This window comes from Mycolicibacterium brumae (assembly GCF_025215495.1).
In the GTDB taxonomy this organism is placed as follows: domain Bacteria; phylum Actinomycetota; class Actinomycetes; order Mycobacteriales; family Mycobacteriaceae; genus Mycobacterium; species Mycobacterium brumae.
Window position 1 is genome coordinate 2,877,447 of record NZ_CP104302.1, and the last position, 21,440, is coordinate 2,898,886.

A 21,440-nucleotide genomic window follows, 5' to 3' on the forward strand; every position below is an offset into this window, starting at 1 on the left:
TTGGGTTACGCCCTGTGCGAGGAACTCCGGCTCGGGTGGCCGGGGAGCTTCGGCGGGTATGCCAGCCAAGAGTACACGAAAATTAAGATTCTTAAGAGCCATCCTTAGATAACAATGTGGTCAAGCGTTTCGCGGCCGGAAAACCGCTGCGCAGACCCGGTTGCGCCGCCGCTTGTGCCCATGGTCACAATGGTCGGCATGACCGTCCCACGCCGCGTGCGCGAAGAGCAGGAACTGAAGCCCTACCAGGTCGAACTGCTGAAGCTGCAACGCTGCCTCGAGGACGAGAACCGCCGAATGATCGTGCTGTTCGAGGGCCGCGACGCCGCGGGTAAGGGCGGCACCATCCGTCGGGTCACCCGCTACATGAATGAGAAGCACTACCGTGTCGTCGCCCTGGGCAAGCCCACCGAGGAGCAGCGCAGTCAGTGGTACTTCCAGCGCTACGTCGCCCAGTTCCCCACCGGCGGGGAGATGGTGCTGTTCGACCGCTCGTGGTACAACCGCGCGATGGTGGAGCCGGTGTTCGGCTTCTGCACCGACGAGGAGCACCGCAACTTCCTCAAGGGTGTGGTCGGGTTCGAGAAGGACCTGGTGCGTCAGGGCACCATCCTGGTGAAGCTGTATTTCAGCGTCACCAAGGAGGAGCAGGCCCGCCGGTTCGAGCGTCGTCGCGATGACCCGCTGCGGCAGTGGAAGCTCTCGGAGATCGATGTCCAGGCTCAAGAGCACTGGGACGACTTCACCGACGCGAAGTACCAGATGCTGCGTCGCACCAGCACCAATGACGCCCCGTGGACGATCATCCGCTCGGAGAACAAGCACTCCGCCCGGCTCAACGCGTTCCGCGTCATCCTCAACGCGGTGAACTATTCGGGCCGCGGGGACGACGTCGATTTCGTGCCGGATCCCAACATCGTCATCCCGGCCGCCCAGGAACTCGCTTTGATGGACGCCGACCGCATCCGCAGCGGCAAGTTCACCGGATGACTCGACGAGCAAGCGAGGAAGAGGTCAGCCGCAACACCACCGGGCAGCGCCTCAGCAGGGCCCGGCGGGCTCCCAGGTCATCATGACCCGGTCCATGCCGTCCTCGTCGAGGGCCGGCACCGGCAGCGCGCCCTGATCGGTCCGGGCGCGCATGCCGTCGAGCAGCATCGCGACGTAGCGTCGCCACAGCTGCGGGTCCACTTCACCGGCGAACTCGCTGACGGTGCCGACCAACAGCGCGAAGATCGGGGTGTCCGCCGACTCCACCCCGACGCGCAGATAGCCGTCGTCCTGGGCGCGCTCGACGAGCCGACGCACCACCGGCACCAGCCGGTCACGCGCCTCGCGGACCCGCTCGCCGCCGTAGGCCTTGCTGAACACGATCTCGCGGGAGGCCCGGTCGGTGGCGGTGCGCTCGCACATCTGCCACACGTAGCAGACAAATCCGTCCCAGGAGTTCTCCGCGGCCAGCGCCGCCTCGCCCAGCGCCGTGAGTTTGTCGAGCACGTCGGCGTAGATCGCCTCGATGAGCTCGGCCTTGGTCGGGAAGCGCCGGTAGACGGTGCCGACGCCGACGCCGGCGTGCTTGGCGACGTCGTTGAGGTTGGGTTCCAGGCCCTTGGCCGCGAACAGGTCGCGCGCGGCGTCGATGATGCGCTGCCGGTTCTTCTCGGCGTCGCGGCGCAGCGGGCGACCGAAGTCGGGACAGGGCTTCACGAGCAGAAGTGTAACCAGGGCAACTCTTAACCGGATTGACCTCATCCACTTATCGGGTTAGTTTTTCCCGGAGACAGCTGTCGACACGCTGTCACCGCGTCGCCACCCATGTGAGACCTGCTGAAAGGCCTTTCCGTGATCGGTTTGCTCCGACGTACGTGGCTGCCGATCCTGATCGTGGTGGCGGTGACCGCCGGCGGGCTGGCGGTGTTCAACCTGCGCAAAGTGTTCGGCGCGCACCCCGTGATCGTCACCGAGATCACCTCCGACAACGCCGAGGACTTCAACCCCACCGTGGTGACCTACGAGGTCTACGGCACCGGGAGTCTCGGCGTCATCAACTACATGGACCTCGACGGCGTGCCGCAACGCGCCGAGGACGTGCCGCTGCCCTGGACGCTCACGCTGAGCACCACCCTGCCGTCGGTGCAGCCCAACATCATGGCCTCCAGTGACGGCGACCAGATCAACTGCCGGGTGACCGTCGACGACGAGGTCAAAGACGAGAGGACGGCGACCGGATTGAACGCCCAGACCTTCTGCTACGTGAAGGCAGCATGACCGCCCCCGCCGTGCACGCCGCGCACAAGGAACACACCGGCCTGCCCCGACTGATCCGCACGCTGGCACTGCCGATCATCCTGGGCTGGATCGTCATCGTCGCGATGCTCAACACGCTGGTCCCCCAGCTCGAGGTCGTCGGCAAGATGCGCGCGGTGTCGATGAGCCCCAACGACGCGCCGTCGATGATCGCGGTCAAGGAAGTCGGCAAGGTCTTCCAGGAGTACGACACCTCCAGTTCGGTGATGATCGTGCTCGAAGGCGACGAGCCGCTGGGCCTGGACGCGCACGTCTTCTACGACCAGATGGTCCGCGACCTGCGCGCCGACACCAAGCACGTGCAGCACGTGCAGGACTTCTGGGGCGACACCCTGACCGCCAAGGGCGCCCAGAGCCGCGACGGCCACGCCGCCTACGTGCAGGTCTACATCTCCGGCGACCAGGGCGAGACACTGGCCAACGAATCGGTGGAGACGGTCCGCCAGATCGCCACCGAACGCGAAAAGCCCGACGGGCTCAACGTTTTCGTGACCGGGTCGGCGGCCACCAGCCACGACCAGAACCTCGTCGGCGACGCCAGCATGCGCACCATCGAAGGGGTGACCTTCCTGGTCATCACCATCATGCTGCTGCTGGTCTACCGCTCCGTGGTGACGACGCTCGTCGTGCTGGCGATGGTGGTGGTCTCCCTCGCCGGCGCCCGCGGCGTGGTGGCCTTCCTCGGCTACAACGAGCTGTTCGGCCTGACGACGTTCGCCTCCAACATGTTGGTGACGCTGGCGATCGCGGCGTCCACCGACTACGCGATCTTCCTGATAGGCCGATATCAGGAGGCCAGACGCAACGGCGAGGACAAGAAGTCGGCGTTCTTCACGATGTATCACGGCACCGCGCACGTGGTGCTGGCCTCCGGGCTGACCATCGCCGGCGCGACGTTATGCCTGCACTTCACCCGGCTGCCGTACTTCCAGACCATGGGCATCCCGCTGTCGATCGGCATGGTGGTCGTGGTCGTGATCGCCCTGACGCTGGGGCCGGCGGTGATCACCGTGGTCACCCGGTTCGGGAAGATCCTGGAGCCCAAGCGAAGTGGCCGCTCGGCGCTGTGGCACAAGGTCGGCACCGCGACGGTGCGCTGGCCCGGCGCGATCCTGGTCTGCGCGATCGTCGCGTCGCTGATCGGCCTGCTGGCGCTGCCCGGCTACCACACCAGCTACAACGACCGGATCTACCTGCCAAAGGACACCCCGGCCAACCTCGGGTACGACGCCGCGTTCCGGCACTTCTCGCAGGCCAAGATGAACCCGGACCTGATGATGATCGAGATGGACCGGGATCTGCGGAACCCGGCGGACTTCCTGGTCATCGACAAGATCGCCAAGGCGCTGCGCAACGTGCACGGCATCGCGCAGGTGCAGACCATCACCCGGCCCGACGGCGACCCGATCAAGCACTCCACGCTGGCCTACACGGTCGGTCAGAGCGGCAGCGCTCAGATCATGAACAACGACTACGCGCAGGCCAACCTGGACAACCTGCTGCAGCAGGCCGACGACCTGCAGTCGAGCATTGACGCGATGACCGAGATGATGAGCATCCAGGATGAGCTGGCCGCGGTGTCGCAGCGGATGTCCGACAAGATGAATGTCACGTCCGAGGACATGAACGACACCCGCGATCACCTGGCCGATTTCGACGACTTCTTCCGCCCGATCCGCAACTACCTGTACTGGGAGCCGCACTGCGCGAACATCCCGGTGTGCTGGTCGATGCGATCGATCTTCGACACGCTCGACGGAATCGACACCCTGGCGGGTGATTTCGAGGACATCGTGCCCGAGATGCAGAAGATGGCGGCGTTGATGCCGCGGATGGTCGCGGTGATGCCGGCGCAGATCACCTCGCTGAAGAACCAGAAGAAGACCCTGCTGACGCAGTACCAGATCCAGAAGGCGCAGCAGGATCAGGCGATGGCGATGCAGGAGAACGCCACCGCGATGGGCGAGGCGTTCGACACCGCCAAGAACGACGACACGTTCTACCTGCCGCCGGAGGCGTTCGAGACCGCCGACTTCCAGCGCGGACTGAAGCTGTTCCTGTCGCCGGACGGACATGCCGTGCGGTTCACCATCATTCACCAGGGTGACCCGCTGACCCCGGAGGGCACTTCGCGGATCGAGCCGCTGAAGGTCGCCGCGGCGGACGCCATCAAGGGCACGCCGTTCGAGGGCGCGAAGATCTATCTGGGTGGCAGTTCGGCGACCTACAACGACATGCAGATCGGCGCGAACTACGACCTGCTGGTGGTCGCCGCCGCGGCGCTGGTGCTGATCTTCGTGATCATGCTGGTGCTGACCCGGGCGGTGGTCGCCTCGGCGGTGATCGTCGGGACGGTGGTGCTCTCGCTGGCCTCGGCGTTCGGATTGTCAGTTCTGTTGTGGCAGCACATCATCGGCATTCCGCTGCACTGGATGGTGATGCCGATGTCGGTGATCGTGTTGCTGGCCGTCGGCGCGGACTACAACCTGCTATTGGTGTCCCGGATCAAGGAGGAGATCGGCGCGGGCCTGAACACCGGCATCATCCGGGCAATGGTCGGCACCGGCTCGGTGGTCACCGCCGCCGGTCTGGTGTTCGCGTTCACCATGATGTCGATGTCGGTCAGCAACCTGGTCACCATCGGCCAGGTCGGCACCACGATCGGCCTGGGTCTGCTGTTCGACACGCTGGTGGTGCGCTCGCTGATGACGCCATCCATCGCGACCCTGCTGGGCCGCTGGTTCTGGTGGCCCCAGCACGTGCGGCAACGCCCCCTGCCCCAGCCGTGGCCGAAGCCGCGGGAGGTTGAGGAGGCCGCGGTTTAGCCGTACCCGCGGGATCATCTGCGAAGCTGTCCGGGTGGAAGGAACACACTGAGATGGCCGACGTCGGAACCGAACTGCTCAGCAGGCTCGTCGAGAAGTTGATGATCGACGACGAGTGGATCATCCCGCGCGCCCGCGGCTTCACCTGGTGGAGCTACCGACTCGCCCAGCACGTCGAGGTCGGGCAACCGGTCTCCGACGGCGCCCTCGACGTGTGCACGGTCCGGATCTGGACCGAGATCGTCCGCGACGCCGATCCCGCGACGAATCCGGCGGAGTTCCTCGGCCTCCTCAACACCCAAGCGACGCTGAACGCGCTGGTGTGGCATCCCGATAACGGTGCCATCGGCGACCACTGCACCGCCTACGTGCACAAGGACAATATCGACTGGCTGGCCGACCTGCTGGCCACCGCGGCGGTCATCCAGAATGCCTCCGCGCACGGCCGGGCGCACGGGATCGCGCAAGCCTGCGGCGGCGCCCCTGCGGCGACCGTCCACCCGAAGTCCGGACCGCGGGCCGAGATGGACGAGATTCTGCAGATGCCCGCCCAGGTCCTCGCGCCGGCGGGACGCGAACCTTCCCAGTTCGCCGGCCCCGCCATGGCGAGCGTGGCCGATTTCCTCCACAAGCACGGCATCGTCGGGACCGCCAGCGACACCGAGATCAGTTGCCAGGTGGCGTTCGCCGAACCGCAGGTCGCTCAGGCCGAGGTTCCCGTAGCCGTCGTGCAGATCCTCACCGATGTCCCGCACCCGGAGGCCGGCAATGGCGCGCTCGTACTGCTGGCGCCGCCGGAGTCCGCGGTGATCGACGACCCGGCGGCGACGGCGAACGCGCTGAACCTGGCCGAAGCGAAGGGTCAGTCCGGGGTGCCGCTGCTCGGCGCGTGGTGCCCCTCGCCCATCGACCCGGACACCGCGATCGCCTATTGCAGCTTCCTGCCGAACATGGTCGCCACGGCTGGTTCTGACCAGTTGGAGAAGCAGGTTCTCTTTGCGCGGAACCGGTCGATGTTCGCGTCGCAGTGGCTCGACTGAGTCAACTGCGCGGTGTCAGCCGCCGAACGGCGGGGTGACCCGGTCGGCCTCGACCGTGACGATGATGCGCTTCTGCGTGTCGCCGCCGTAGTTCGCGTACGGAGCGCCGGTGTACTTGTGCGCGATTTCGTCGATGCTCTCGGCGCCACCCTCGGTGGTCATGGACACCGCGCGACCGCGCACGCCGTAGTAGCGGGTCAGATCGTCGGGGTCGACGACATTCAACGCGATCCGGGGTTCCCGGGCGAGGTTCCGCGCCTTCTGCATGCCCTCGACGATATTGAGCACGACGTGCTCGCCGTCGGTGTGCACCCAGGTCTCGGTGAGCTGCGGCGCGCCGTCCGGCATCAGCGTCGCCACGAAACATGGGGCCGGCCTGCGCAACAGGTCGATCAGCCCGTCGGGAAGTGGTTGTTGGGTCATCGGCTGTCTCCTCGTGCTGACCGTTCTTGGCCACAGATTCGCACATGAAGCTGGCAGTCCCCCTGTGCGGGCTTCTTCTCGCGGGCGGTGGCATCATCGGGTCATGAGCACCGACGAGCGCGTCGTCTCGGCGACCCGGCTGATCCGAGCCGATCCCGTCACCATCTTCGAGTTGATCGCCGATCCCGCCCAACAGCCACGCTGGGATGGCAACGACAACCTGAGCACCGCCCCCGATGGCCAGCGGGTGCGGGCCGTCGGCGACGTCTTCACCATGACGCTGACCAATGGCCATGTGCGGGAGAACCACATCGTCGAATTCGAGGAAGGCAGGCTGATCGCCTGGCGTCCGTCACCGGTCGACGCTCCGCAGCCTGGTCATCTGTGGCGCTGGGAACTCCGGCCGGTCGATGGCGGCGCCGAGGTGACCCACACCTACGACTGGACGCAGCTGACCGACGAGTCCCGGTTCTCCCGCGCGCGGGCCACCACGTCCGAGAAGCTGGCCGCGTCCGTGGACCGACTGGCGGCAGTCGCCGAGGCGTGATCGGTCCGATCATTCAGTCCGGGCCGAAACCACGCCGCCCAGTTCCTCGGGGCAGCGCACCTCGCTAACCGCCTCGAGTGCGGCGACTTCCGCGTTCCCTCTGCCCGATATTCATCTTCTGTCGTCACCGTACGACTTGACTACGACAAATCGATCTGAACAGCTCTGAACGGCTCGAATCCGACGCGGATCGCCCCCCGGCGACTACGTCTGCGTGGATGCACGCTCGTCACTGCGGGGACCCGGTTCACAAATAAAAAGATGCGGCGCCGCGCAACCGGTGCGACACTGGCTGGGCTGACAACCTCAGCGTCTCTGCGCCCCACCGTCGCGGCGCCACGTTCGAGTTCATCGCCTTGGCTCCGGCCGGGCGAGACGACTTCCGGAGTTTCGACCATGCCTTACCTGACGCGCATCTGCCGCAGCCCCGGCTGCACCGCCACCCCCGCCGAGGGAAGCCGCCGCTGCGAGTACCACGGCATCGCCCGGTATCCGGCCTACGGGGCCGCAGGCCAGTCTGGTTCGCACGGCTCCCAGTCCTGACGAGGCTCCGGGGTCGCGACAGCATCTGTCTGCGACGATCACTCGGTGAATCGATTCGTCACCGCCGGGCTGCGCCGGGCCGCAACCATGGCCCTGAAAGTGCTCGACGACGCCGACGCCGCGTCGCAGCGCCCGTTCGCCGAACCGGAGATCCTGGCGCCCAATCTGGATTCCCGCCGGTTCGGCTGGACCCACTACGGCGTGATGATTCCGGACCTACCCGAGCCGCACCGGTTCCTCAGCGTCATGTCACTGATCGGCGCGACGGGCGCGCTGGCGTTCGACACCGACCATGCGCTGCCCGGCCCGCCGCGGCGCACCGCCGCCGTGGTGGCCGGGACCGCCGCCTCCCATCCGGGCCACTTCGGCGCCTACCTGTTCGGCGATGACTTCACCGCCACCAGCGACGGCTCAGACCTGCGCTTCGGCGATGACCTGCGGCTGACCGGCCGCTACCCACATTTCCGGCTCACCGGCACACCCGGCGGAGTCGACGTCGATCTGAAGTTGACCTGCAGCGACACCGCGACGTGGTTCTTCCACTCCGCGGTGTACAAACATTTGGGCCTGCTCACCGAGTACCGCGGAACCCTGACCGCCACCGAGACCATCGAGGTCGAGGGGTTGTGCTCATTCGAGTACGCCGCCTGCCCCAGCCCGTACCTGGCGCGGAAGTCACCGCTACCGCCGAAAAGCAAAGCCCCGCTGGACTATTTCGTCTATCAGATCGTCAACCTCGACGCCGAAAATCAGGTCCTGCTCAGCCAGTACTGCTTCGGCGGGGTACCGCTGTTCACCATCGCCTATCACCGGGCACGACACGGCCGGTCGACAACCTTCCGCGATGTCCGCTTCGACGTGACCGCGGTGCGAGACACACCCGAGGCCACCCCGTACGGCATCCCGATGCCGGTGCCGGCGGCCACCCGCTTCCAGGTCCGCGACGACGCGGGTCAGGTGTGGCTCGATCTGCACGCCACCATGGACTCCCCGTTCACCTACGGGCTGGGTTCGGGGTTCGTTACCGGATTTTCTCACCAATCCCGTTGGCGCGGTGCGGAAGTAGCCGGCCGCGGTTACCTGGAGTACATCGACCGACGAGCGCGGTGAGCGCCCGCCGTAGTTCACGAAGCCCGGGACGAGACGATCCGATCGGCCAGGTCGGCGAGCCCGGCGGCGTCCATGCCCGGCCAACCGTGCAGGATCTCCATCCATTCCACCGGAACCGCTGAAACGCCATAGGCCGCGCCCAGCAGTCCCCCGGCGATCGCCGCCACCGTGTCGGTGTCGTGCCCACCGCGAACGGCCGACTCCAAACCCGACTTCAGGTGATTGCCGCCGGCATCCAGAGTTGTGGCGATGGCCGACCATGCGCCTTGCAGGGCGTGCACAACCCACCCGTTCTTGGTGAAGTCCGCCGGCCGGGATCGCTCGGCGACATCCAGGCGCTCCGACCACAGCTCACGCCGGTCGCTATCGATGCGACCCAGTCCGATGCGCGCGTCGATTTCACCCGTGAGGACGCCATGTCGTATCGCCAGACACCACAGCACGCACGCGTCGCCCGCTTCGGGGTCGAAGTGCGTCAGCTCGCCCACCACCCGGGCAGCCTCGACCAGGCCGACCTCATCGCTCAGATAGGCCAGAGCGACGGGCGCAGTCCGCATGAGCGATCCGTTGCCGCCGCTGCGGCCGGCCCGGTCATGGTGCTCGGCGGCCGCCTGCCGCGCAGACGCCGCTCCGATTCCAGCGTGCGCCGACGCGGACAGCACCGAACGGGTCTGAATGCCAACGTCTTTGGCGCTGCGGGACCATCCGTGCCAACGCCGCACAATCCGGTCCAGTTCTGCGTCGTCGAGCAGATCGGCGCCGGTGGCGGCCACCTCGGCGATCGCGATGGCCATCGACGTGTCGTCGGTCCACTCCCCCGGAGCGAACGGCCCGATGCCACCGCCGATCATGGCGATCGGGTAGTCATCCGGGCGTGGCGGACCGAACTCGTATCCGGCGCCCAGCGCGTCGCCGGCCGCTGTTCCCAGCAGGACGCCCACCGCGCGATCACGCTGGTCCGCAGTCAGGATTCTGTCGTACATCGCTTCCCCCTTCGGTCGTGTCGCCACCATAGACAGCGCCTCGGACAATGTCGGTGGCAGAACATCGGGCCATACACTTGCCGGGTGAACATCGGCGATCGCATTTCCGGCTGGGTAGTGGATTCGATCCGCGTCGGCGTCAAAGTCGCCGACGCCGGCCTGGAAGTCGCCACGGTCGCGCTCGGCGCCGTGAAGCAGTCGTTGGGCGAACAGGGCCCGACGACCCATGACGCCATCACCGAACTGCTGCCCGTGCGCGGCGCGATCGTCGGCGCCAACCGGGTCGCCGAACTGACCGAGAGTGACCGCGCACTGGGTCGCATGCTCGCCCGTGGTGGGCCGGCAGATCAGTTGACTGCCCCCGGCGGCGTCGTCGACCTGCTGACCGGATTGCTCGAGCGCGCCTCCAAGGGAGGAACATCCTCGCTAGAGCGGATCCTGGCGCCGGGCGGGCTGGCCGATCGGCTGCTCGCCGAGGAGGGAGCACTGGAGCGCATCCTGGCCGAGGACGGCATCGTCGAGCGATTGTTCGCCGAGGAAGGCGTCATCGACAAGATGCTGGCCAAGAACGGACCGCTGGACCAGATCACCGAGGTCGCCGAGATTCTGAGCCGGCTGCAACCCGCGCTTGAGACATTGATGCCGACCGCCGACACCCTAGAGTCCGCTGTCGACAGACTCAACAAGGCTGCGCAGTCGATGAGTGGCATCACCGATCGCTTTCCGCGGCGGCGAGCGACCGCCCGGGCGAAGCGCAATGCGATTTTGGGGCCGGACGCGTGAACTGAACGACGCGGCCACTTCCGCTGCGACATCACCGGTGCGACAATGCAGTTCGGGGTGGGAAAGGGGCGGGTGGTGATCATCTACACCGACACCGTGAAGACCTGGGCCACACGGCCACCGCGCACTACACGCACCCCGAGCGCGACCGTCCTCGCGCAGACATCGCTGGCGATGCACCTGCAGTTCAACGCGAACCTGCCACCGTCGCCGATGTTCCGCAGTTACGGCTTCATCCGCACAGCGGTGGCCGACGGCGCCCCGATCACCGTGAACGGGCCGTGGCTGGCGGCGTCGGGCTTGTCCGAGCTGACGGTCGAGCTCTTCACCGACAACGGGGCGTCGGCGGCCCTGGTCAACGAGTTCGACACCACCGGCGCTCACGTCGGCGAAAAGGAAGCAATCGCAGCTGCGGTGGCGAAACTTCCGTCCCTCGGCTTGGACGCGGCCGAACTGATCATGAAGATGACGACGGATCCAGCGAGCGCGTCCCGTCCGCAGCGTCTCGACGTCGCCAATGACGCGCTGGTCGACGAGCCCTTCGACGGTCTTTTCCGGTAGCGACGAACCCCTTGCCTGACAGCGCTTCAGATCATGCGAGCGCAATCAGCCGCCGGCGGTGATGTCGGCGTCCGATGGCGCGTACTCAGCGCTGGACCCGAGAACACTGCTGGGGTTCGCGTTCTCGATCCTCGTCGATGAGCCCAGGGCGGACATCGGGTCGTCCAACGACTCCTGGGTGCCGAAGAACGGGATCAGGAACGGGGCGACCATGCCCGGCGGCGCCTGCACCATGGTGTAGACGCGCAGCAGCGGGTTATCGAATACCAATTCCTCGACGGCGCCCCGGGACGCGAGCTGCAGCTCGACGCACAGCGTCTTACCGTCCACGAAGTCGTGGGTTTCCATCGATTCTCCGAAGAATCCCTCCGGGTCCTGGGTCAGGCTCCGCTGCGGTGGATAGCAGGTGCGGGTGTCCCGAACCGATCGGTGGGTGATGGCCACGACGGTGGAGTCCAGGCTGACCAATCGGACATCGCGCGAGTCGATGTCAATCACGGCGGTGGTGGTGCTCGTCGACCCCGGAGGCAGGTAACCCCCGAGCGTTCCGGCCCGGGCGAAGACCAACCGCGCTTCGGCAGGAGAAATCGGGATTTCGCGATAGCTGCTGATCTGGCTTCCGACCGGATTCAGGTGCGAGGCCACATTTTCGGGGGTGGCGGGCTCGTGCAGCGTGGTCTTCGGGTAGGTGACGATGCGGGTCAGCCCGGCAGCCACGTCGACTTGGAACGACCCCCGGTTGTGCAGCGTGGTCGTGGCCTGTAGGTGGATGATCGGCCCGGTCGATCCCAGCGCGACGAGTTCGGTCGTCACGTCGACCAACGGGATCGAGCTGTTGGGCAGGAATTGATTCTGGATCCAGAACTGTCCCAGCCCGGCGAGGGGAAACAGCGCCACGACGACGACGCCGGCCTTACTCAGGGCGCCCACCGCGTATCTGCTCAGGTACACGACCCAGCACAGGGCGATGGCGCCCACCGCGAGGGCGACGCCCGTGACACCGCGCATCTGACCGAACGGGCTGCGCAGGTCGACCATCCAGAAGTAGCCGGCCAGGCACACCACGAAGATCTGGCTGGCCAGGGCGACGAGCGCGGCACTGTGGGAATTCCTGATGACCGCCCCGGTGGCCAGCACGCAGGTGACGCCGATGCCGAGCAGCAGCGCGGTCCCCACCAGATCCCAGCTGCTCTGCGTCAGCGAGGCGTTCCACATTGCCAGCGCCAACGCGATGGCGGCGGTGATCGCCAACCAGGCCAGCAGCAGCATCCGGGTCCGCCGCGTCATGTGGTTCAGGGCGGATACGGGAGGAGCCTCGGACTTCTTGGCTTTCTTCCGCTTCTTGGACTTTTTGGCCTTTGCCGGCTCGTCCTCAGCGACTTGCTCCGGGGCGCCGACGGGCGTCTCGAGTTCGGCTTCCATCTGGCCCCCTCCCCGCGCCCATCGGGCCCGAAGACAGGAAAATAGTATCGGCTCAACGCCTCGTCAGGGGTTGAACTTCGTGCTTCCCTCGACCGGATGCGTCATGCTCACCCACTTGGCGATGCAGTTGTCCCGATCGAATCCTTCCTCGGTGCACCAGGACAGGATGTCGTCGTAGTCGTACGACCACACGCCAACCACGGTCACCCAGAAATTTTGCCCGTCGAAGGTCGACCAGTCCCCCGACCACAGCAGCTTCACGGCCGGGTAGATGCTGCGCAGTCGCAGGTGTTCTCGAAGGATCGCCTCGTTGTTCCAGGTGATCCCCTTCGCCACCAACCCCACACGCTTGGAACTGATTTGAGGAATCCAGCGGTCCGCGAGATTGACCGCGACAACGGGTCCGTCTTCGGCTGCGATCGCCTGCAGCCGAGCCAGGGCTTGCTGTTCTGGACTGGGCCCAGGGGTCACCGTGACGGTGTGGGTTGGCGCGGGTTTGGACGGCTCGGCCGACGTTGTAGGGGTTGGACGCGCGGTCTCGCCGAGCATGAACTCCACGCCGGCCCTGGCCTCGTCTTCGGTGTAGCTCATCTCGTGGTGCTGGCCGATCTGCACCCGATAGAACCGCGAACCCGCCGGGACATCGGAGACTTCGAATGTGAGAAGGCACGCTTCGCGGACGCGACTGCTGCTCTGAATCGAGCCTTTCGCCAGGAGCTTTCCGGTCTCGTCCTCCACCAGGATGGGAGTGCTGGATCCGATGTCTGCGAAGTCGTTCACACCCGCGCAGGCATAGCCGGCCGAAGTCTTCTCCTCGACATCGGAAGCCAGCCGCACCGAGCCCACGAGACTGAAGGAGCCGGCGTCCCGATTCACAGCCTCAGGTTTGAGCACGACGAAGGCCAGCACACCAAGCGCTGCGACAAGCGCGATGACCGTCGCCCCCAAAAGGAAGTTGATCCGGCGGGCCGACGGGGCATCCGGTTGCGATGGCATCGGCGGCTCGGATGGTAAAGCCGCGGGCACCGGCGGGGTGGCAACGGCGACCGGCGCGATCATCGTTTCATCGGTGTTGAAACTCGGGGACGGCGCGACGGGAACGTCCTCGGCCGCGTTCTGGAGCGCCCGAGCGAATTCCACGCAGCTTGGGTACCGCCTCTCGGGGTCCTTCGCCAACGCGCGGGCCAGAACCAGGTCAAGTGGTGCGAGATCGGCTCGGTTCCCGCTGAGCGACGGAGCCGGGGCGTTCAAGTGCTTGCTGATCACCACCGCCGGGTTTGTGTGCGGGAACAGTTGCTCGCCGGTGAGCAGGTGATAGGCCGTGGCCGCCAACGAGTACTGGTCGGCTCGCCCGTCGATCTCGAGGCCCATCAGCTGCTCGGGGGCGGCGTAGGCCGTGGTGCCGACGGTCATGTTCGTGGCGGTCAGACCCGCGGAGTCTTGGTCCGCGACGTCGCGGGCGACGCCGAAGTCCGCCAGCAGCGCTCGGCCGTCTGCGGCCGAAGCGATCAGGATGTTCGACGGTTTCACATCACGGTGGACGAAGCCGTGCCCGTGCGCGTAATCCAGCGCAGCGGCAACACCATTGACGATGTCGAGTACCTCTTCGGTCGCCATACCGTCGGGGTGCTGCTGCAGCAGATGACCGGCGTCGGTTCCATCGACGAACTCCATGGAGATCCACAGTCTGCCGCGGTACTTCCCGCAGTCGTGGACGCCAACGATGTTGGGATGCCACAGTTTGGCCGCGAGATTGGCTTCCCGGTTGAATCGCTCGATGTAATCAGGGTCGGACGAAATGTCCGAGCGCAGCACCTTCAGAGCGTCACGCCGTGGCAGCCGAGGGTGCTGGGCGAGGTAGACCTCACCCATCCCCCCGGAGCCAAGCCTGCGCTCGATCGTGTATCCGGCAAACGTCGTACCGTCCCCTAGCGGCATGGTCGGAGCGTAGCGACCCGCACTGACAACTGCGTCACGAACGGAGTCAGCTATTGACAGCTGCGGCCGCAGCCGCCGTAGAACGTGATGGGCCTGGATGAACTTTCTGTCAGACTCGCCATTCGTAACCGCACTCGCCGCAAACCCAATCCGGCCGCGGCTCTCTGACCACGCATCCCATGGTGGCGACCCACGGCTCCTCAAACGGCCCGCCGATCGGAAACCCGAACCTTGGTGTCTCGGTGCGTCGTTCACCACAATCTGGGCACTCCGGTCGCCTGGCGAATAGGAATGGGGGGAAGCTGGCGAATCCCCCGGACCGCATCGACTCATGGCAGCCCATGCACAACACAGCCGGCCAGTCCTGAACCTCATCGCGATCGCCGTATGAGTCCCACAGCCCTGGTTCGGCTCCACCGTCGACGAAAAGGTCGGTGGTGTGGATGTGGAACTGATCGCGCGCCATGCTCCCCGCGAGCGGCAGGAAAACCCCGCAGGCACCGCAACGCCCCTTGGAGCTCAGCAAGGTCCGCGCCGCCGCCAACGAGCTGTGGCCGAACTTTGCGCGCGCCAGCCGCGTCCAGCTTTTCTTCAGGCAAGACAACCAGTCGTCCAGCCCGCACAGCATTTCCAGGCTCGTCAGCTCCACAATCTGGTCGGCGCGCATCCGCTCGATCGCCGTCTGGATATCGGCGTCATCGCCGACCGTGGCGACTCCGGCGATCACCGATACGGGATCTGTATCCAGCGTGACGATCAACTGATCACCCGGCTCAACATCGGCTGCGATAATCCACGGCCGATACGGCGACCTCGGCTGCAAGAGGGTGATGACGGCGTCCACCCACGGACGCCCATGCACTCGATGAACCGGCTGCCCATTCAATCGGTGGACCAACCGGGCATCCGAATCCACGAACTCGCGTTCCTCATTGAACTCTTCCCCCATGTGCCAATTCTCCCAGCAGGCACCGACAAGTTCGGAGCCTGCTGAAACCTCTCAGTCGGCCCTTGACCTCAGCTTTCTCGATCAATCCCGGATCCTGGTAGGCCGCGACCCGGGAGCGGACGCGAAGTTGATCGAAGAGTTGTCCGACCACTGGAGGTGACGCCGTTGGCGCGAGCATTCAATTCATCGGGCCGAACGATGTCATCCGCGGAGACGCGCGTCCCAGACGATGACTCGCTCTAGAGTTCCGCGCATGGGCGGGCACTTATTCATCGTCAACGGAGACCTGACCAAGCTTGCATGCGATGCGATTCTCGTGCCGACCGACGTGGCCGGCCGTGTCGAGAGTCCATGGCGTTACGTTCTCGACGACCGGGAGTACGTCGATGTCGACTGGGGCGAGAACCTAGCGAAGTTGTACTCGGCGGTTCCCGGTCAACCGCAGATCTGGCTCGGCAGAGTGGGCCGCCCCGGAAAAGGTTCGGACTTTGCCTCATACGCGCCGACGGTCGAGGAATTCATCACCCAAGCAATCGCCGGACTCGATGGCCACCGGATCTACCCATCACCCAAGTTCCGACTCGCCGTCAACGTCGTGGGCTCAGGGCGCGGCGGGGGCGAGCAGAGAAAGGGCCATCTCATCAAGGGCCTGGTAGGCGCGTTGACTGCTCTCGCCGACGAGCACGACGTGGACATCGTGCTCGTTACCTACGGCCACAAGCCGTATTCCGCAGCGCAGCGCGCCCGCCGGAAACTGATCGGCACCGACGACGAGTCGTTGGCGACCGCTTGGCAGTTCGACGCCACCGCGAATCCTGAACTCACCACCTACGCCCGACGACTGGCCGACGACGCTATCGCGCGACACCTCGTGCTATTCATCGGCGCAGGCGCCAGTGCCGGTGCCGGCCTGCCGATCTGGAGCTCACTATTGGATGCCGCGGCCAGCGCCGCGGGAATCGACGCCGACGAACGAAAGCAGCTCGCCAAGATCGACTACCGAGATCGGGCCACACTGATTGAACGCCGCCTCAGGACCTCATCCCCGCAACCGGGTGCTGACAGCGTTTCCCTGAAAAGCATTGTCGCGCATCAGCTTCAACAGCACTCACGCTATTCGCTACAACACGGTCTGCTGGCTTCATTGCCCAGCCAAGAAGCCGTCACCACCAACTTTGACTCGCTCTTTGAGGCCGCCTCACGCATCGACGGTCAGAAAGTCGCGGTACTCCCGGCGGATCCCCGCAACGCGGGCGGGCGGCTCCTTCTCAAGCTGCACGGCTCGGTCAACGATCCCGAGAATATGATCCTTACACGCTCGGACTACCTGAGTATGCCAAGGCGCTACGGCGCATTGATGGGCCTGGTGCAAGGCCTGCTACTGACGCGCCGGATGGTGTTCGTCGGATACTCGTTGAGCGACGAAGATTTCCACGAACTCATCGAGGAGGTGCGGGCGGCTCGTGGAGATCGCACATCCGAGGTGGGCAAAGGCGTCGTGCTCACACTGCGGGACAACCAGTTTGAGCGACAGCTGTGGGAAGGCGACCTCGAGATCATGCCGATCACCACGGCAGAGCCATTCGACATCCCAAAGGCAGCAAGGGAGCTTGAGCTCTTCCTCGACCTCGTCGGGTATCTGTCGACCACATCTGCCGCTTTCTTCTTGGATGAGACCTATAGCGATCTCACCGATGACGAATCCTCCCTTCGTGATGCTCTCACCGCACTCGCACAACAAACGGCGGATAGCTCACCCGGGACAGTCGCCGACATCGTCCGTGAGTTCCTCAACGAGTTAGGCCCATCGTCGGGCTAGTCGCCACGATCTCGTGTTGCCGCCAGCGCAGGAACGCAAGGACCTCGTCGCGGCAGGTTGTCCGACGTGGCGACGTGGAGATCACCGTCGATTGCCGCCCGCGCGGGGTCCGGACGTTCGAATAGCCGGTCAGCACCGTCCGATTCAGCTATACACGGGCAGCCACGAAATCGGCTGCCTGCGCAACCTTTCCAGACTGGACATAGTTCACGTGGGCTCCCATTTCGCGTCACCTGACAGCCCTGAGACAAACCTCGAAACTACCGCCGCCACAGCATCGACAGCGCTGATCGTCCCTTCACATATTTGGTCCATCAGCTGCCGCGTGTAGGGATCGATCTCACCGCCTGACAGGCCGATCGCTGCGGTCGCCACGGTGGCTACTTCCCGAGACCGCTCCGTCGGGTTCACCGGGCGATTCATTTCATCGCTCGTAGCTCTGTGCGCGGGCAACGTCGTCCACAATCATCCGCGCCTGGATCCGCAGGCGCTCCTCCGTCGAGCCATCGGGCTCCGAGCCTGGGTTCTCCTCGCGCCACAACCTCATCATCAGCTGGAACTGCTTCTCATGTAGATCCATGTAACCTGCCACTACTGCCTCCTCCGGTATGAGCCCGCAGTATGGCAGGACGTTCCGACAGCGCTTCCTTCGCCGAAAACTCCCAGGCCGGCGGCCGAGCCCTAAACTCGGTTGCCACGAAAACGGCTGCCTGCACAACCTTTCCCGACTGCACATAGTTCACGTGGGCAGCCATATCCATGCCACCCTCCCATCAGGGAGCCATATCCCTCGCTGATGCCGGTTCAACTGACAGGATCCTAATTCTGCGGGTGCCCGCAGGAAGTTTGGCCGTGACAACCTGCCCCACCCGGGCACCCTCTATCGCCGCGCCCAGCGGTTGCTTGTCGGTGACGATCTCGGGTCCGTCATCCGGTAATTTTTCGAGTCGGTACACCACGGCTTCAGTTTCTTCGGGGGCCCCGCCGAAACTCACCGTCACCCTGGCCCCACAGAGCACGACCCCCTCCGCTGCGATCCGCTTGTCTAGCTCCTCGCGTTCCCAGAACTGACGCCACAAACGTTTCTGAAAGCGCCGCTCGCTGGCACCACCGTGTTGAGCCGGCGTCCGCGGCTCATCCCCATTGGGATCACCCCAAGACTGCGCGTTCCCGAAACTCTGGTAGCACTTTCGACGTTCCGATGCCGCAACCTGCCCAGCCTCAGACGCCGGCACCTGACGGTTGTCACGCAGCCAGGCGATGAACGCTCCGCACGGCCGGTCACCATCCACGCACAGCGCAGGCAACAGCGGCTCACCGCGACTACTGCATTCATCGGCCACAGCCTTGAGCAGCGCGGTCATCGAAGGGCGGTCGTCCCCGGCTTGCTCCAGCATGTTCACGAGACTGGACTGGTAAATCACCGCGCCGGGGGTGTACGCAGCGCGGAGCAACACAGCCCTGGTCGCAGCTATCGCGCGCTTCGGTAGGTTCATGGTTCCCTTCAATCCCGAAACAGTCCGAGTTTCAGTTCCTGCGGCGTTGCTCTCCTGCCACGGTACGACTCACCACCGACAATGAGATCAACGGCAGACTGCGGACATCAAATGACCTCGTGCCAGGATTTAGCAATGGCACGCAAGATGGCTGACCCCGAGTTCCGGACGCAGCAGGAACAAAACAAGACGGACCCGCACATGAAGCGGATCAACGAATTCGTGGCCAGCCTCCAGGACAAAGACGCGGGCAAATGGCTGCCTGAAGTCGCCCCGATGCACGGCGGAGTCGACGCCCGCGTCCTGAGCGTGCTCCGCGACCCGGGGCCTGCAACCAAGAAGGGCAAAGGACCGGGTTTTCTGTGCGTCGAGAACGACGACCCGACTGCCGAACGACAGGCCAACCTCTTCACCAAGTACGGCATCGACCCCCGCGACGTACTCCCGTGGAACGCCTATCCCTGGTACATCCACGAAAGTGCCAAAGCTCCGAACGCTGCTCAGTTGGAGGATGGTGCCGACGTTCTCTGCAGGCTCATCGGCCTGCTTCCCGACCTGCGCGTCGTTCTCCTGCAGGGCCGGCACGCGGAGAATGTGTGGAAGCGTGTTCTCAAACGCCGACCGAACATCGAAACCGAGCTCAGTCTGACGGTGGTCGGCTGTATTCACCCCAGCCCCCAGGCTCTGTGGGCCAAGCCACCCGTTCCCGAGCAACGCTTAGCGAAACAGCAGAAAGCCTACGAAGCGACCGCCGCCGCACTCAAGGACAAGGCTTCGCCGAAGTAACCGCTTGCAGCATCTCACAATTCAGAAGCCGGCGGAAGATCCTGACTCGTCGCCGCCGGGTGCTGCCTGAGCGCATCGAGAATGCTTCGCATCTCGGGGAACTCGATGAACACCGAATCCCAGGCACCCCCATGGCGGTGCGCCCGCACGATGTAGAACGCCCACCCGCGCAGCAGGTCGACACCGGCCCATTCGGGCACACGACCGTGTTGGTCATAAGCACGTTTCAACGGCTCGATCTGCGTCCACAGGTGGTCAGGTCCCCCGGCGATCCTGCTGTAGCCGTCGTAGGTGTGTGCCCACTCGATGACGGACTGTTCGTAGCTGTCGTACACCTAAGCCCCCTGCTCGATCAGTGTCTTTATCTCCTGGTACGCCGCAACGCGGGACATGACCCGCTCAGCTCCGGAGTCTGCCGGCGAAACGCTCGGGGCCTTCGCGATTCCGTAAAGCATGCCGTGCAACTGGCCGTTCAACTGCGCACGCTCGTCGGCAGTCCGCGCCGACTCCCGCTCTCTCGCCAGGGACTCGTCGATCCGTCGGGCCTCGCTCGCGCACTTCTTGATCAGGTCGATGCGGTCGAAGGCGATGCGGTCGATCTTCGACGCAGCGGCTTTCGCGTCCTTGAGGATCTGGCGGTCGCTTTCGGACGGCTCGGCCAGCTCGGACAGCTTCTTCGCGGTCCGGCGCAGGGCGATCGCCCGCTGCAGATCGTCGAAGGTGCAGCGCAGGTCGGCGCTGAAGTCGATCTCGCCGAGCCACCCGTCGCGGGCGGCTTCGGTTGTGGAGATCTGCTCGACGGCCTTCAACGCGACGTTGAATCGCTCCGCGTACCGCGGGCCGATTAGCTCACGTCGGTGCTGTCGCTCCTTGTCCCCATTGCCCCGCATGACGGACGCGGGAATCTCGCGCTGGACCGTGGCGGCCCGTTCCTTCCCGAGCTCACCACTGGTCCAGACGACCAGCCCGATCACCACCCCGACGACCACCAGGATCCCGAGGCCGACCCCGACTTCCTTGGGCACGACGGCGATCGCGGCGGCGATCCCGCCCACAACCATCACCACGAATGAGCCGACCGCGAACAGCGCAGCTTCGTCTGCGCTGTTATTGCCCTTCTTCCCCATGACGTTCCCCCAGACCCGCCGGCCACATGACCGGCTGGTTGGACACGGTAGATCAGGGCACCGACAGTGCCGTCCGATCCGGTCGCCGCGGAACGGCGGGTGACACTCTAGACCCGGGCGGCCACGAAATCGGCTGCCTGCGCGACCTTTCCGGACTGCACATAGCTCACGTGGGCGCCCATATCCATGCCGCCCTCCCAGCAGATCGGGTCGCCGACGTTGCACTGATCGATGGCGTTGGCGGCGTACTGCGGAGCCAGGCTCGGCAGTGCCTGACCGGAGGCGAGCATGCTGGAGAAGCTGCTGCGCGGGGCGCCGAACAGCGCGCTGGCCGCGACGTGGTCACCGGATTGCGCCGTGGCCTCGTTGGCGGCCAGCTGGACCACCGCGGCCCCCTGCGAGAAGCCGCCGAGCACCATCTTGGTGTTCGGGCAGCTGGCCGCGGTTGACTCGATGAGCGCCCGAGCTGCTGAGGTGCCGGCGGGAACGCTGTTGCCGAAGTCATTGGTGGCCGGATAGTCAACGGCTGTGCCGACGACGCTCTGCGGCGCGACCTTGGCCCTGAGGTCTTCGACGAACGGGCCGCCCACACTGCCCAACCCTGCCGGCTCCGTCGTGCCGCGGGCGAAGATCACCTGCACATCAGGGCAGGGCTCAGCGGTTGCGGACGGCGCCGCAGCAATTGTCGAAACGGCAGCGGCAAAGGTCGCGACCGCCAAGGTGGACATCAGCTTGCTAGTCATACCGACCGATCGTACGGACGTCCCTGCGCTACGAGGCG

22 protein-coding genes are annotated in these 21,440 nt (G+C 65.3%); 11 read left to right on the top strand and 11 right to left on the bottom strand.

What is annotated here, in order from left to right; all coding sequences use genetic code 11:
• Positions 1 to 198 precede the first annotated feature (198 nt).
• Positions 199 to 990: a polyphosphate kinase 2 gene (gene ppk2 / locus L2Z93_RS14045; RefSeq protein WP_202971911.1), complete on the top strand. Its 792-nt coding sequence runs from the start codon at positions 199 to 201 to the stop codon at positions 988 to 990.
• Positions 991 to 1,041: 51 nt separating this feature from the next.
• On the opposite strand, the gene L2Z93_RS14050 is transcribed toward ppk2, so the two are convergent.
• Complete coding sequence (locus tag L2Z93_RS14050) at positions 1,042 to 1,713, bottom strand: TetR/AcrR family transcriptional regulator (RefSeq protein WP_234786303.1); 672 nt, start codon at positions 1,711 to 1,713, stop codon at positions 1,042 to 1,044.
• 138 nt (positions 1,714 to 1,851) lie between these two features.
• Here L2Z93_RS14050 and L2Z93_RS14055 point away from each other — a divergent pair, with 138 nt between their 5' ends.
• The 3 genes from L2Z93_RS14055 to L2Z93_RS14065 are packed head-to-tail and all read left to right on the top strand — an operon-like array spanning position 1,852 to position 6,172.
• Positions 1,852 to 2,268, top strand: coding sequence for an MmpS family transport accessory protein (locus tag L2Z93_RS14055; protein WP_275984782.1), 417 nt, complete (start codon positions 1,852 to 1,854; stop codon positions 2,266 to 2,268).
• Positions 2,265 to 5,132 (top strand): MMPL/RND family transporter, encoded by a 2,868-nt coding sequence (locus L2Z93_RS14060; RefSeq protein WP_090593775.1) that lies wholly within the window; start codon positions 2,265 to 2,267, stop codon positions 5,130 to 5,132. The genes L2Z93_RS14055 and L2Z93_RS14060 overlap by 4 nt, the downstream gene beginning before the upstream one ends.
• Positions 5,133 to 5,185: 53 nt before the next feature.
• On the top strand, positions 5,186 to 6,172 hold the full coding sequence (locus L2Z93_RS14065) for a hypothetical protein (RefSeq protein ID WP_090593778.1): 987 nt from the start codon (positions 5,186 to 5,188) through the stop codon (positions 6,170 to 6,172).
• Between the two features lie 15 nt (positions 6,173 to 6,187).
• Here L2Z93_RS14065 and L2Z93_RS14070 read toward each other — a convergent pair whose 3' ends face one another.
• A complete protein-coding gene (locus tag L2Z93_RS14070) occupies positions 6,188 to 6,595 on the bottom strand; it encodes a PPOX class F420-dependent oxidoreductase (RefSeq protein ID WP_090593781.1) in 408 nt (135 codons plus the stop codon).
• 103 nt (positions 6,596 to 6,698) lie between these two features.
• Between L2Z93_RS14070 and L2Z93_RS14075 the strand changes: the two genes are divergently transcribed.
• The 3 genes from L2Z93_RS14075 (at position 6,699) to L2Z93_RS14085 (ending at position 8,795) form a co-directional block, all read left to right on the top strand.
• Entirely contained in the window at positions 6,699 to 7,142 is a 444-nt protein-coding gene (locus L2Z93_RS14075; RefSeq protein WP_090593784.1) for an SRPBCC family protein, read from the top strand.
• Between the two features lie 396 nt (positions 7,143 to 7,538).
• Positions 7,539 to 7,685 carry a hypothetical protein gene (locus L2Z93_RS14080; protein ID WP_162562045.1) on the top strand — a complete coding sequence of 49 codons (147 nt, stop codon included), beginning with the start codon at positions 7,539 to 7,541 and terminating at the stop codon, positions 7,683 to 7,685.
• A 45-nt stretch (positions 7,686 to 7,730) separates the two neighbouring features.
• Positions 7,731 to 8,795, top strand: a complete 1,065-nt coding sequence (locus tag L2Z93_RS14085; RefSeq protein WP_090593786.1) for a DUF6670 family protein — start codon at positions 7,731 to 7,733, stop codon at positions 8,793 to 8,795.
• Positions 8,796 to 8,809: 14 nt separating this feature from the next.
• Here the strand turns inward: L2Z93_RS14085 and L2Z93_RS14090 are convergent, their stop codons facing one another.
• Positions 8,810 to 9,826 carry an ADP-ribosylglycohydrolase family protein gene (locus L2Z93_RS14090; RefSeq protein ID WP_234786301.1) on the bottom strand — a complete coding sequence of 339 codons (1,017 nt, stop codon included), beginning with the start codon at positions 9,824 to 9,826 and terminating at the stop codon, positions 8,810 to 8,812.
• Positions 9,827 to 9,862: 36 nt separating this feature from the next.
• On the opposite strand from L2Z93_RS14090, the gene L2Z93_RS14095 reads away from it, so the two are divergent.
• The gene (locus L2Z93_RS14095; protein WP_090593792.1) at positions 9,863 to 10,561 is read left to right on the top strand and encodes a hypothetical protein; all 699 of its coding nucleotides are present in this window, start codon (positions 9,863 to 9,865) and stop codon (positions 10,559 to 10,561) included.
• A 75-nt stretch (positions 10,562 to 10,636) separates the two neighbouring features.
• Complete coding sequence (locus L2Z93_RS14100; protein WP_128111820.1) at positions 10,637 to 11,122, top strand: hypothetical protein; 486 nt, start codon at positions 10,637 to 10,639, stop codon at positions 11,120 to 11,122.
• Positions 11,123 to 11,167: 45 nt separating this feature from the next.
• On the opposite strand, the gene L2Z93_RS14105 is transcribed toward L2Z93_RS14100, so the two are convergent.
• The 3 genes from L2Z93_RS14105 to L2Z93_RS14115 all read right to left on the bottom strand — a co-directional run bounded on the left by L2Z93_RS14105 (position 11,168) and on the right by L2Z93_RS14115 (position 15,431).
• Entirely contained in the window at positions 11,168 to 12,544 is a 1,377-nt protein-coding gene (locus L2Z93_RS14105) for a hypothetical protein (protein ID WP_090593797.1), read from the bottom strand.
• 63 nt (positions 12,545 to 12,607) lie between these two features.
• Positions 12,608 to 14,482 carry a serine/threonine-protein kinase gene (locus L2Z93_RS19315; RefSeq protein WP_090593800.1) on the bottom strand — a complete coding sequence of 625 codons (1,875 nt, stop codon included), beginning with the start codon at positions 14,480 to 14,482 and terminating at the stop codon, positions 12,608 to 12,610.
• 109 nt (positions 14,483 to 14,591) lie between these two features.
• Positions 14,592 to 15,431 carry a hypothetical protein gene (locus L2Z93_RS14115; protein ID WP_090593803.1) on the bottom strand — a complete coding sequence of 280 codons (840 nt, stop codon included), beginning with the start codon at positions 15,429 to 15,431 and terminating at the stop codon, positions 14,592 to 14,594.
• Between the two features lie 253 nt (positions 15,432 to 15,684).
• Between L2Z93_RS14115 and L2Z93_RS14120 the strand changes: the two genes are divergently transcribed.
• On the top strand, positions 15,685 to 17,250 hold the full coding sequence (locus tag L2Z93_RS14120; RefSeq protein ID WP_090593807.1) for an SIR2 family NAD-dependent protein deacylase: 1,566 nt from the start codon (positions 15,685 to 15,687) through the stop codon (positions 17,248 to 17,250).
• A gap of 424 nt (positions 17,251 to 17,674) precedes the next feature.
• On the opposite strand, the gene L2Z93_RS14125 is transcribed toward L2Z93_RS14120, so the two are convergent.
• Positions 17,675 to 17,842 carry a hypothetical protein gene (locus L2Z93_RS14125; RefSeq protein ID WP_162562046.1) on the bottom strand — a complete coding sequence of 56 codons (168 nt, stop codon included), beginning with the start codon at positions 17,840 to 17,842 and terminating at the stop codon, positions 17,675 to 17,677.
• Positions 17,843 to 18,023: 181 nt separating this feature from the next.
• On the bottom strand, positions 18,024 to 18,647 hold the full coding sequence (locus L2Z93_RS14130) for a GreA/GreB family elongation factor (protein ID WP_162562047.1): 624 nt from the start codon (positions 18,645 to 18,647) through the stop codon (positions 18,024 to 18,026).
• A gap of 234 nt (positions 18,648 to 18,881) precedes the next feature.
• Here L2Z93_RS14130 and L2Z93_RS14135 point away from each other — a divergent pair, with 234 nt between their 5' ends.
• Positions 18,882 to 19,532, top strand: a complete 651-nt coding sequence (locus L2Z93_RS14135) for a uracil-DNA glycosylase family protein (protein WP_090593839.1) — start codon at positions 18,882 to 18,884, stop codon at positions 19,530 to 19,532.
• A 14-nt stretch (positions 19,533 to 19,546) separates the two neighbouring features.
• On the opposite strand, the gene L2Z93_RS14140 is transcribed toward L2Z93_RS14135, so the two are convergent.
• The 3 genes from L2Z93_RS14140 to L2Z93_RS14150 form a co-directional block, all read right to left on the bottom strand.
• Positions 19,547 to 19,867, bottom strand: a complete 321-nt coding sequence (locus tag L2Z93_RS14140) for a hypothetical protein (RefSeq protein WP_090593812.1) — start codon at positions 19,865 to 19,867, stop codon at positions 19,547 to 19,549.
• Positions 19,868 to 20,587, bottom strand: a complete 720-nt coding sequence (locus L2Z93_RS14145) for a hypothetical protein (RefSeq protein ID WP_260575425.1) — start codon at positions 20,585 to 20,587, stop codon at positions 19,868 to 19,870. It abuts the gene before it with no gap.
• 179 nt (positions 20,588 to 20,766) lie between these two features.
• Positions 20,767 to 21,402, bottom strand: coding sequence for a cutinase family protein (locus L2Z93_RS14150; RefSeq protein WP_090593817.1), 636 nt, complete (start codon positions 21,400 to 21,402; stop codon positions 20,767 to 20,769).
• Between the last annotated feature and the right edge of the window lie 38 nt (positions 21,403 to 21,440).

What these genes read in the sequence shown, in the direction of transcription:
- L2Z93_RS14080 (WP_162562045.1), top strand. Translation starts at nt 7,539, where the DNA reads ATGCCTTACCTGACGCGCATCTGCCGCAGCCCCGGCTGCACCGCCACC.
- L2Z93_RS14105 (WP_090593797.1), bottom strand. Translation starts at nt 12,544, where the DNA reads ATGGAAGCCGAACTCGAGACGCCCGTCGGCGCCCCGGAGCAAGTCGCT.
- L2Z93_RS14065 (WP_090593778.1), top strand. Translation starts at nt 5,186, where the DNA reads ATGGCCGACGTCGGAACCGAACTGCTCAGCAGGCTCGTCGAGAAGTTG.
- L2Z93_RS14075 (WP_090593784.1), top strand. Translation starts at nt 6,699, where the DNA reads ATGAGCACCGACGAGCGCGTCGTCTCGGCGACCCGGCTGATCCGAGCC.
- L2Z93_RS14115 (WP_090593803.1), bottom strand. Translation starts at nt 15,431, where the DNA reads ATGGGGGAAGAGTTCAATGAGGAACGCGAGTTCGTGGATTCGGATGCC.
- L2Z93_RS14135 (WP_090593839.1), top strand. Translation starts at nt 18,882, where the DNA reads ATGGCACGCAAGATGGCTGACCCCGAGTTCCGGACGCAGCAGGAACAA.
- ppk2 (WP_202971911.1), top strand. Translation starts at nt 199, where the DNA reads ATGACCGTCCCACGCCGCGTGCGCGAAGAGCAGGAACTGAAGCCCTAC.
- L2Z93_RS14060 (WP_090593775.1), top strand. Translation starts at nt 2,265, where the DNA reads ATGACCGCCCCCGCCGTGCACGCCGCGCACAAGGAACACACCGGCCTG.
- L2Z93_RS14120 (WP_090593807.1), top strand. Translation starts at nt 15,685, where the DNA reads ATGGGCGGGCACTTATTCATCGTCAACGGAGACCTGACCAAGCTTGCA.
- L2Z93_RS14130 (WP_162562047.1), bottom strand. Translation starts at nt 18,647, where the DNA reads ATGCTGGAGCAAGCCGGGGACGACCGCCCTTCGATGACCGCGCTGCTC.
- L2Z93_RS14150 (WP_090593817.1), bottom strand. Translation starts at nt 21,402, where the DNA reads ATGACTAGCAAGCTGATGTCCACCTTGGCGGTCGCGACCTTTGCCGCT.
- L2Z93_RS14070 (WP_090593781.1), bottom strand. Translation starts at nt 6,595, where the DNA reads ATGACCCAACAACCACTTCCCGACGGGCTGATCGACCTGTTGCGCAGG.
- L2Z93_RS19315 (WP_090593800.1), bottom strand. Translation starts at nt 14,482, where the DNA reads ATGCCGCTAGGGGACGGTACGACGTTTGCCGGATACACGATCGAGCGC.